This is a genomic window from Acidocella sp. MX-AZ02, assembly GCF_000306035.1.
Classification (GTDB): Bacteria; Pseudomonadota; Alphaproteobacteria; order Acetobacterales; family Acetobacteraceae; genus Acidocella; species Acidocella facilis.
This window is the reverse complement of sequence record NZ_JH976213.1, coordinates 15,923-25,669: the sequence shown is the minus strand read 5'-3', so window position 1 is coordinate 25,669 and position 9,747 is coordinate 15,923. Positions and strand designations below refer to the sequence as shown.

Sequence of the window (9,747 nt, the reverse complement as noted above, 5' to 3'; positions counted from 1 at the left end):
CAACGTCCTCTGCGCGTAGCACTGAGGGCGTTCCTGACTTGTTCATGAGTTCGGTATTGGTGGTTGCGGGACCCAGCAACCAACTTGACTTGCTACTCTCTGTCTAGAGTCTGCAATTAGGATGCTTAAATTCAACTGTTATCAGCCACCTAGCATTACAGTCGTGATTTTTATCTTGCGAAACGTCTGTAAGTCCGAATCAATGGGCAACCATGATTCGACAGTCATGGACGCGTTTTGCATCGATTGAGACGACGCTCGAGTTGTGGGCGTAATCACTGCGCGATGTGAAAGGACGAATGCGACCTGTGTTCGCGCAGGAGCGTTCGGCGGTGAATGCTGCGTTGTTTCTGGATGGGTTGCTGAGCGAGGAACGGCGCAAGACGGGATGGATGCGCGCGGAGGCTGCTGGCGATCCTGGCCCTTGGCGGCAGCAGGAACTTCTTGGGCGGGACCGCTGGGATGCGGATGCGCTGCGTGATCTTGTGCGCGAGTATGTCGTCGAACATCTGGCAGACGATGATGCGGTGCTGGTGATCGATGAAACTGGCTTTCTCAAGCAGGGCAAGGCATCCTGTGGGGTGGCGCGGCAGTACACGGGATCCGCGGGCAAGATCACGAATTGCCAGATCGGCGTGTTTGCGGCCTATGTATCGCCCAAGGGCTATGCCTTTATCGATCGGGCACTCTATTTGCCGAAGGCTTGGACCGACGACTCGGTCCGGTGCAAGGCGGCACATGTGCCAAGCGACACCGGCTTTGCAACCAAGCGGCAACTTGCGGCTCGGATGATTGCGCGCGCCATCACGAGTGGTGTGCCGTTCCGTTGGGTCGCGGCCGATACCGTCTACGGTGTCGGCGATATCAAGCGTGATTTGCGGCGGGCTACCAAGGGGTATGTGCTTGGGGTTGATGCGGCTCATGTCTTCCGGTCGTGGGACAAACCCCGACGCATCGCCGCTACAGCCAAGGGCATTGCCGAGGCGCTTGAGCGTCCGACTGGAAGCGTCTGTCCGCTGGAGCCGGAACCAAGGGGCCGCGGTTGCATGACTGGGGGACTGTCCTGAATTTTGTGCTTGGCCATAGACTTGGGCATGGAGGCCCGACGACATTGCACCCGTCATTATCAATACAAATGCGGGGGGGGGGCAGACAATCTCAATTGCGGTTTGATACGTTCGTTCCGATGTCTTCGGCTAGCAAAGGGGCAAGCAGTGCTAATTCCTCGATGCTCAGCCGAAAGGCATCAGCGCTTATCAAACTGTCGAATCAACTTGGCCGGCGCGATCCAACGCTGTCTCCCGTTATTGCTGGCTGCTGCAGCGCCTCGGCGACAGCTACCGCAGCTGGCGTGAAGCTATGTAGGTTACCAGTGCAGCACCAAAGCCAAATCTGGCTCAGCCTTGGCTCACCGAGGCGCCGACTTCCGCTAATTCATCTCCAACGCCGGAGCGGTGTTGAACGCGAACGCTGGCAACCTCATAGAAATACTACTGGATAGAATTACACAGTCTCGACTTGCAGATCGAGCAGCCGTGCCGCGTTGGTCGATACCATGAGACGAATCTGGTCATCGTTGTAGCCAAGTTCAATGCAGGTTTTGATGCCGTAGCGGAAGCCATCCAGCGGGCTCATCGAGCCGAGCTGGCCGAGGTCCGAGCATAGGATCGTCTGCTCAACGCCACCGGCCTCGATCTGCTGGCGCAAATCCTCCTCAGTCTTCGTCTTGAACTTGCTGCCAGGCAGGAACATTGCCAGCGAATGCTCGATGAACGCGCCCATGGCGGCAATGCCCTTCACGTCGTTCAGCGAGGCGCCGACAATGTCCTCCGGATGGGTAAAGACCAATCGCGTAACGCCGCGCCGCTTCGCCTCCTCAAAGATCAGCCAAGTCTCGCTGACATGTAAATGGCCGCTGGCCAACACCATGTCATTACGGGCCACGATATCGAGGATCTGTTTTAAATCGTCGCGAACTTTTTTGTCCGGGGTAAGCACTGGCACAGCCGTGGCGTGGCGCATCTTGGTGGTCGCAGCCGGGTGGACAAAGCTGGAATTCTTCTCCCAGGCCAAATGGTTTTCCGCCGCCAAAGTCGGCAACCAGACGATCCTGCCTCCCATCGCAGCGGTGTGCTCGACAGCGTAGGGATTGAGCCCTCCGACAACATTGTTGAGCACGATGGAGGAGAATATCTTCGTCTTCAGCTCGGGGAAATTATCGGTGATCAGCCGTGCCGTGGCAACGCCGGCATAGTCATGATCCTTGGTGACCACTGCAGCGATGCCGGCGGCCGAAGCGTCGCGGACCAGTTCCAGATGATCAAGCCCGCGCGCGGCGATGGAAGGACCGCTGTGCACATGTGTGTCAACGGCACCCTTCAGAAGGTTGGTGATCCGCTGCTCAATGTCGGTATTTAGATTTATGTTGTGGTCCATTTTTTCCTCACTCTCGCGACTTGGTTGGCCGAGCCGCTGTTAGAAATTGACGTTGTGTCCGCCCTTGGTATCCATCATCGCCCGTGCCTCCGCCGGGGTGGCGATCTCGAGGCTGAGCTCAGTCAGGATATTGCGGATTTTCTGCACCTGCTCGGCATTAGAGACGGCAAGCTTGCCCCGTCCGGCGAACAGGCTGTCCTCCAGCCCGACGCGGACATTGCCGCCGGCGATGGCGTTCAGCGTGGCAAAGCGCATCTGGTGGCGCCCCGCCCCCAAGACGGAGAGGTAGTAATCGTCGCCGAACAGCCGGTCGGCGGTGGCGCGGACATGCATGAGGTTTTCTAGATCCGGCCCCATGCCGCCGAGGATACCGAAAATGCCCTGCACGAAGAAAGGCGGCTTGACGATGCCGCGATCAACGAAATGTGCCAAATTATAGAGATGGCCGAGGTCATAGCACTCAAATTCAAAGCGCGTGCCGTTATCGCCGAGCGAACGGATGCCATGCTCGATCTGCCCGAAGGTATTAGAGAGGATGAAATCCTTGGTGCCTTCGAGATAGGGGCGCTCCCATTCATGCTGGAACTGCGTGATCCGACCGGCCGCACCGGAGATATTGAAGTTGAGGGAGCCCATGTTCATCGAGGCCACCTCCGGCTTTGCCTCCAGCGCCGGAGCCAGCCGTTCCTCCAGCGACATGCCGAGACCGCCACCCGTGGTGATGTTGATGATCGCATCCGTCTGCTGCTTGATCCGCGGCAGGAACTCCATGTATCGCCGCGGCGTCTGGTCGGGCTGGCCGGTTAGCGGATCGCGCGCATGCAGATGGATCATCGCCGCCCCAGCCTGGGCCGCGGCAATCGCTTCGGCGGCGATCTGGTCCGGCGTGATCGGCAAATGCGGGGACATTGACGGCGTGTGGATGCTGCCGGTGATCGCGCAAGTGATGATGACTTTATCGGCACGCTTCATGGCTATCGACTAACCTTTGTTAGGAAGAAGTTTTAGATTTTGGGCGAAGAGATGCGGGATGTATCTGCGGTCTCCCGGGGAGGCATGTGCTCACCCGCGGTACGGCGGCGCCCGTCCAGGAACAGCTGGTCCTCCTGTTCTCGGGTCTCAAGTTTCAACGCGGTGGTTTCCGGCAGCAGGAAGGCACACAGGCAGACCAGCACGTAGCAGGCGCCGGAGAAAGCGACGATGGAGTGAGCCAGCCCAAGGGTCAGGCTAAGGAAGCCAACCACCGCCGGCAGCACTGCGCCAATCCCCCGCCCGAAATTATAGCAGAAGCCCTGGCCGGCACCGCGCAGGCGTGTGGGGTAGAGCTCCGTCAGCAGCGGCCCCAGGCCGCTATAGATGCCCAGCATGAAAAATCCGAGCGGAAAGCCGAGGAGCATCATCATGCCGTTGGTAATTGGCAGGCTTAGGTAACTGACCACGATGACCAGGGCGCCAGCCGCGAACAACATAATTTTTATCCGCCGGCCGATGAGATCGCTCAAGTACGCGGCGCCGAGGTAGCCGCAGAAGGAACCGGCGACATACACGCTCAGATAGCCGGTGGTGTGGAGAACCGAGAGATGGCGTGTTTGCTGCAAGAAGGTCGGCAGCCACACGGTTAGGCTGTAGCCGCCGCCCTGGATGCCAAGGCACATCAGCGAGGCGATGGCAGTGCGGGAGAAATACGGGCCGCGGAAAATATCCCAGAGGCTGGTCGAAACGGACGCCTGTTGGTGGGCGCGGCGGGCGATGTCCATGCGCGCCAGATAATCGGCCGGCAGCTTCATACGCATCCGCATCACGAACAGCGGGAAGCCAAGCAGGCCGGCGATAACGAACAAATAGCGCCACGCGTCCGGACCGGAAAACAGGCTGAACACGGAGGAGAACAGAAGCAATGCAACAGCCCAGCCGATGGCATAAGCGCTTTGCACCGCGCCGACGACCTTGCCACGCAGTTCGCTGCGGATGATCTCACCCATCAGTACCGCGCCGACGGCCCACTCACCGCCGAAGCCGAAGCCTTGTAGGATGCGGAAGATCAGAAAAGTGGTGTAACCATGTACTAGGCCGCAGATGATGGTGGCGATTGAGAACCAGGCGATGGTCCAGCGTAGCACAACGAGGCGGCCGACCCTGTCGGAGATGATCCCGCCGAGCCAGCCGCCGAAGGCGGAGGAAATCAGCGCCGCGGTGGCAAGAATGCCGACATTACCACGGCCAATGGCAAAGGCGGCTAGCAGGCTAGGGATGACGAGACTGAAGATGCAAATATCCATCGCATCAAGCCCCCACCCGCCGGCGGAGCTGTAGAATATTTTCCGTTCGTCTGCCGTCAGATAGCTCTTGGCACTCGACATTGTTTCCTCCGCTTCTTTGTATTTTTGATTTTACCCGGCCCTTTCTGGATAGCCGGTCATGCGGCCAGCCTCTGCTAGGCGCTGCGCGCCATGGGCAGGCCGATTTCGTGCATCCCAGCGAGGGCGGCTTTGGCGGCGTCGCGCATCAGCCCCTGGTCGGATGACATGATGAAGGCGGTGACGCCGAGCCGGTGCAGCGCCTCGGCTTCGCGCGCACTGCCGACGAAGGCCGCCACCGGCTTACCGACTTTGCCTGCCGCCTCGATAACTTTGGCGCAAGCCTGCTTTACCTCTTCGGCGTCTGGCGACGTCGCCCCCATGGCGACCGAGAGATCCCCACGTCCGAGAAACAGCGCGTCGATGCCGTCCGTGGCGGCGATGGCGTCGATTTCGTCGAGCGCTTCCGGATCCTCGATCTGCGCGATGACCGTGACCAGCTGGTCCTGGGCTTCGACATGCGCCCACATCGGCACCGCGCCATACCCGCCAGCGCGCGGTGAGCCGGAGAAGCCGCGCTTGCCGCCCTGGTAGCGGGAAGCCGCGGCTATCTCCCGGGCGCGGGCGGCGGTGGCGACATGAGGTGCCAGGATGCCGGTGGCGCCGCTGTCCAGCACTGACAGAATGTTGGAGGCCGAGGGCGATGCGATGCGCACGAAAGCGGCGGTGCTGGAGGCACGGGCGGCAAGGATAGCCTGGTCGATGGACCCACGGTCAAACGGAGAATGCTCCTCGTCAATGACCACAAAATCATAGCCGAGTGCACCAAATATCTCGATGGCATGGCCGGTCGGGGTCTTAATGAAGGTCCCGGTGAGCAGGTCGCGCTGCGCCAGGCGCGTGCGAAATTCCATGATGGCCGGCGTGCTGGTCTGGTCCTGCGAGCTGGAAGTTGGCAAGAGAGTCTCCTTTGGAGATTGACTTTTGGACGATCTCGTTGTTCTGTTGATCAGAACGATTGGTCTATTGACAAGAACATGTTCACGTTGGCGTCGATTGTCAAGCGCGTTTTGGCGGCGTTGGTGCACGGCGGGGCATGTTTGTGGACGACATACCGCAGCTGGCTTGGCCTAACAGGCTGATTTGTTTGAGATTATTGTGGAGGAATTATGCCGCGCATTACCGGACAGACGAACAATGATGGTGTTCAGGCGGTCTCGCTGAGTCTGCAGATTCTCGAACGTCTTGCGCAGCAGGGCAGTGGTGTCGGCGTGACCGCGCTGGCCGAGAGCTTCGGCACCTCGAAGAGCCGCGTGCACCGGCATCTGCAGACGCTCGTGGCGCAGGGCTATGTGGTCCAGCTGGAGACATCGGAAAAATACACGATCGGCGCGCGGCTGATCCTGCTTGGCCGACGGATCGCGGAGTCGTTCGACCTGGCGCAGATCAGCCGTGGCATCATGCAGGGTCTGCGCGAGAAGCTGGGCTATTCGGTGGTAATCTCGCAGCTGGATATAGAAGGAAATCGCGTGCTGGCGACGATCGCCGGCAAATCGGCGATCGAGATCAGCGTCAAGCCTGGTTCGATCCTGCCGTTTCATTGCAGCGCACAAGGGAAGATCTCTCTGACCTTCGCCGGGCCGGCGTTGCGCGAGCGGGTGCTGGCGGCACCGCTCAACATCATGACCGCGGCGACCAATACCAATCCCGAATCTTTACGCGCGGAGCTGGCATTGATCCAGCAGCGCGGCTGGGCGGTGGCGCCGAACGAGGCGCTAACGGGTATCAACACCTTGGCCGCCCCCATTCGCGATGGCGCCGGCACTCTAGTCGGCAGCCTCGCCATTGTGGATTCAGTACAGCATATCCAGCCGGCGCCGACAGATGAGCAGATTGCCGCGCTGACCGGCTCCGCGGCGGCGATTTCCCAGCTTCTGGGCTATCACGGCTGACAGCGATGTTCCTATAAACAGAACAAAAAAATATATTGATCTTATGATCAGAACACCATAAACCTCCTCCAACGCCAATGAGGCGGTGTGAAAGACACCTACGCGATCAAACAAATCGCTGCACCGCGCCTCGAAATAACTTGGAGGGAAAATGTACGATAACAGCGATCCGAGATCCGGCATGGCACAAGCGACAGTGCCAGCGATCAAGCCCGGCAGCTTTTCTTCAGCCAGCTACGTCAAGTTCTACGAGCAGCCGGCAGTTGAGCAGACGCCGAGTTTCAAGCAATGGTTTGCGCGCGGGCAGAATTTCATTCTTGCCTATGCCGAGTTGGGCGCTGGGGCCGAGACCGGCGCGCTGTTGAAGCGGACCAAGCAGGCGGATGAGTATATCGTGCTGCTGCCAGATGCCGAGAGCCGGGCGGAGATCGTCACCCGGGATGAGCGTGTGCCGGTGAATGGGTTCTCCTTGATCATCGTGCCACCGGGGGAAAGCGAGATCGTGATGCGCACGCCGGGGCGCATCGTCCGGCTGTTCACTACCAGGGCCAAGGAGCTACTGGAAAAATGCGCCAACAACACGCATTACGATCCTCCCAATCCACGAGTGGCGCCGCTGGTCCCCTGGCCGGCGCCGCCGAGCGGTTTTAAGATCCGCGCCTACAGTCTGGATGTTCCGCCGACTCCAGGGCGCTTCGGCCGGATTTTTCGCTGCACGACCTTCATGGTAAATTTTCTTGACCCGAATGACGGGCCGCGCGATCCGCAGAAAATGTCGCCGCATCACCACGACGATTTCGAGCAGGGCTCGCTGGCGCTGGCCGGGACCTTCACCCATCACCTTCGCTGGCCATGGACCACGGACATGACGCAGTGGCGGGGTGATGAGCACGAGGTCTGCGCGACGCCCTCCCTCGCCGTGATCCCGGCGCCGGCCATTCATACCACCGAGGCGCGGGGGGCCGGCATCAACCAGCTGGTTGATATTTTCTGCGGACCACGCATGGATTTCTCCAAGCAGCCCGGATGGGTACTGAATGCGGAGGAGTATCCGCTTCCCGGCTGAAGCGGCCAGCCAGACGTCCAAGTCAAACAATCAACACGATAAAAATAACAACTGGGAGCAACAATGTCCTTTCGCTTCGTGAGGATGTCAGTCCTTTTTTGTGCCTTGCCCGCCGCGCACGCGCTGGCCAGCACCGTGCCGTTCAGTGAGAGCCTGGCGACCACACCGCCCCCTCCCCCACCGCAGCCTACCTTGATCGACATTCCGCCGCTCAAACAGGCGGCTAAGACGCTCGACCAGCATGGCATCCGCATCAACCTTACCTTTGTCGATGATTTCATCGCCAATCCCGGCAGCGGTATCATCGAGAACCAGACCGGGAATCTCGGGCTGTTCGGGATCAATGCGGATTTCGATCTTGGCAAGATGATCGGGCTGAAGGGCGGCACGATCCACGAGGCGACGACGATCTATGGTCTACGCAGCAACTCCCATATGCTGACCAATGATGGCGGCATATTGGGCACGATCAATTACCTGAAATATCATGAACCCATCGTGCTCAACATGCTGACCTATGAGCAGAAGATTGGCCGGTTCAGTGCCGAGGCCGGACGGACCAATGTACTGCGCTATTTCTGGACGCAGAATTGCGACAATCCGTTCGATTGCGAACCAGCGCTGATCGCCGGCGACACGCCGCTGATGCCGTTGCGTTATGCCACTTGGGGCGGCCTGGCGCGGTTTCAGGTGACGCCCGCCTGGTATGTGCAGGCCGGCGGGTTCGAGGATAATACATACAACCTCAACACCAACGGGCTGCATTTCAGCACCAATCATGACACCGGCACGCTGGGCGTCGGTGAAGCCGGATACACCACGACTTTCGCCACCGCCGCTCTGCCCGCGCATTACGAGTTCGGGCTGTGGGGCGATACAACACCGCACACCAACCCGTATCTCTCAGCTAACGGCCGGCTGGTGCAGGTTTATACCAAGGACGCCAAGGACGCCGAACCGGATCCGGTCGGCGTGTTCGCCGAAGGGCGACAGGTGGTGTGGGTGGGGAAGAAATTGCCTGCTTTCGGCGCTCAGCCGAAGAATTTTGCTATCACCTGGGGATTGTTCGCGCCGATGAATGGCGGGCAGAATTTTGATGTGGAAGCCTGGTTGGGCGGGATCTTCACCGGGGTGATTCCCGGCCGGCCGCTCGATCATTTCGGCATGCGGATTCATTATCTGCAGCTCGGCGCGGATTATGCGCACTCGGAGACCGAAGCCCGCATTCTCGCTGGCGGCAATGCCAGCCCGCAGCCGCGCAATGAATATGCCTTCGAGGCCAGCTATACGCTGCAGGTCGCACCAGGGATCATGTTCGAGCCAACAGCGCAGTACGTGGTAAACCAGGACACGTACTATATCCCGAAGACGCGGATCGCGCCACGGAATGGGTTTGTCGTCAGCGCCTTCCTAGTGGTCTCACTCGACCACATGCTGGGCCTGCCGGCACCGCGCCCTTGAGCAGGTAAAGGACCACCGACATGCGTGCCTTGATTGTTCATGCCCACCCGGAGCCGCAATCCTTCAACGCCGCGCTCACCATAGAGGCCGTTGCCGCTTTACAGGCGGCGGGCCACAGCGTCGAGGTTTCGGATCTCTATACGCAACGCTTCAACCCTGTCGCCGGACGGAGAGATTTCCAAAACATCGCCGATCCTGGCATTTTCCATTACCAAGCCGAGCAGTTGCATGCGGCACGAGGCGGTGGGTTTGCCGCGGATCTGCGGCGCGAGCAGGAGCGGTTGTTGCAGGCGGATCTGCTGATCCTGCAATTTCCGCTATGGTGGGGCGGGGTACCGGCGATCCTGAAAGGTTGGATCGACCGTGTCCTTGCCTACGGATTTGCCTATGTCGATGGGGCGCGGTTCGAGTCAGGGCTGTTCAAGGGCAAGCATGCGCTGCTGGGCGTGACCACCGGCGGCACCGCCGCGCGCTTCTCCGCCGCCGGTGGTTACGGCGAGATCGATCTGGTACTGCGGCCGATCCAGCATCTAGC

8 protein-coding genes and 1 pseudogene are annotated in these 9,747 nt (G+C 59.9%); 5 read left to right on the top strand and 4 right to left on the bottom strand.

Annotated elements, in window-relative coordinates; all coding sequences use genetic code 11:
• Window positions 1-278: 278 nt before the first annotated feature.
• Window positions 279-1,054: pseudogene (locus tag MXAZACID_RS16945) on the top strand (IS701 family transposase); the annotation flags it as partial.
• Window positions 1,055-1,503: 449 nt separating this feature from the next.
• On the opposite strand, the gene MXAZACID_RS16940 reads toward MXAZACID_RS16945, so the two are convergent.
• The 4 genes from MXAZACID_RS16940 to MXAZACID_RS16925 form a co-directional block, all read right to left on the bottom strand.
• Window positions 1,504-2,436, bottom strand: coding sequence for a DUF6282 family protein (locus MXAZACID_RS16940; RefSeq protein WP_008495769.1), 933 nt, complete (start codon window positions 2,434-2,436; stop codon window positions 1,504-1,506).
• 39 nt (window positions 2,437-2,475) lie between these two features.
• Window positions 2,476-3,408 carry a 3-keto-5-aminohexanoate cleavage protein gene (locus MXAZACID_RS16935; RefSeq protein WP_008495768.1) on the bottom strand — a complete coding sequence of 311 codons (933 nt, stop codon included), beginning with the start codon at window positions 3,406-3,408 and terminating at the stop codon, window positions 2,476-2,478.
• 32 nt (window positions 3,409-3,440) lie between these two features.
• Window positions 3,441-4,796 (bottom strand): MFS transporter, encoded by a 1,356-nt coding sequence (locus MXAZACID_RS16930; RefSeq protein WP_008495767.1) that lies wholly within the window; start codon window positions 4,794-4,796, stop codon window positions 3,441-3,443.
• A 74-nt stretch (window positions 4,797-4,870) separates the two neighbouring features.
• Complete coding sequence (locus MXAZACID_RS16925; RefSeq protein ID WP_008495766.1) at window positions 4,871-5,692, bottom strand: HpcH/HpaI aldolase/citrate lyase family protein; 822 nt, start codon at window positions 5,690-5,692, stop codon at window positions 4,871-4,873.
• A gap of 210 nt (window positions 5,693-5,902) precedes the next feature.
• On the opposite strand from MXAZACID_RS16925, the gene MXAZACID_RS16920 reads away from it, so the two are divergent.
• The 4 genes from MXAZACID_RS16920 to MXAZACID_RS19525 form a co-directional block, all read left to right on the top strand.
• Entirely contained in the window at window positions 5,903-6,685 is a 783-nt protein-coding gene (locus MXAZACID_RS16920; RefSeq protein ID WP_008495765.1) for an IclR family transcriptional regulator, read from the top strand.
• A gap of 181 nt (window positions 6,686-6,866) precedes the next feature.
• Entirely contained in the window at window positions 6,867-7,751 is an 885-nt protein-coding gene (locus tag MXAZACID_RS16915; protein ID WP_240376729.1) for a hypothetical protein, read from the top strand.
• A gap of 105 nt (window positions 7,752-7,856) precedes the next feature.
• Window positions 7,857-9,212 carry a carbohydrate porin gene (locus MXAZACID_RS16910; RefSeq protein ID WP_008495762.1) on the top strand — a complete coding sequence of 452 codons (1,356 nt, stop codon included), beginning with the start codon at window positions 7,857-7,859 and terminating at the stop codon, window positions 9,210-9,212.
• Window positions 9,213-9,232: 20 nt separating this feature from the next.
• On the top strand, window positions 9,233-9,747 hold a 515-nt coding region (locus tag MXAZACID_RS19525), incomplete at its 3' end, for an NAD(P)H-dependent oxidoreductase (RefSeq protein ID WP_008495761.1).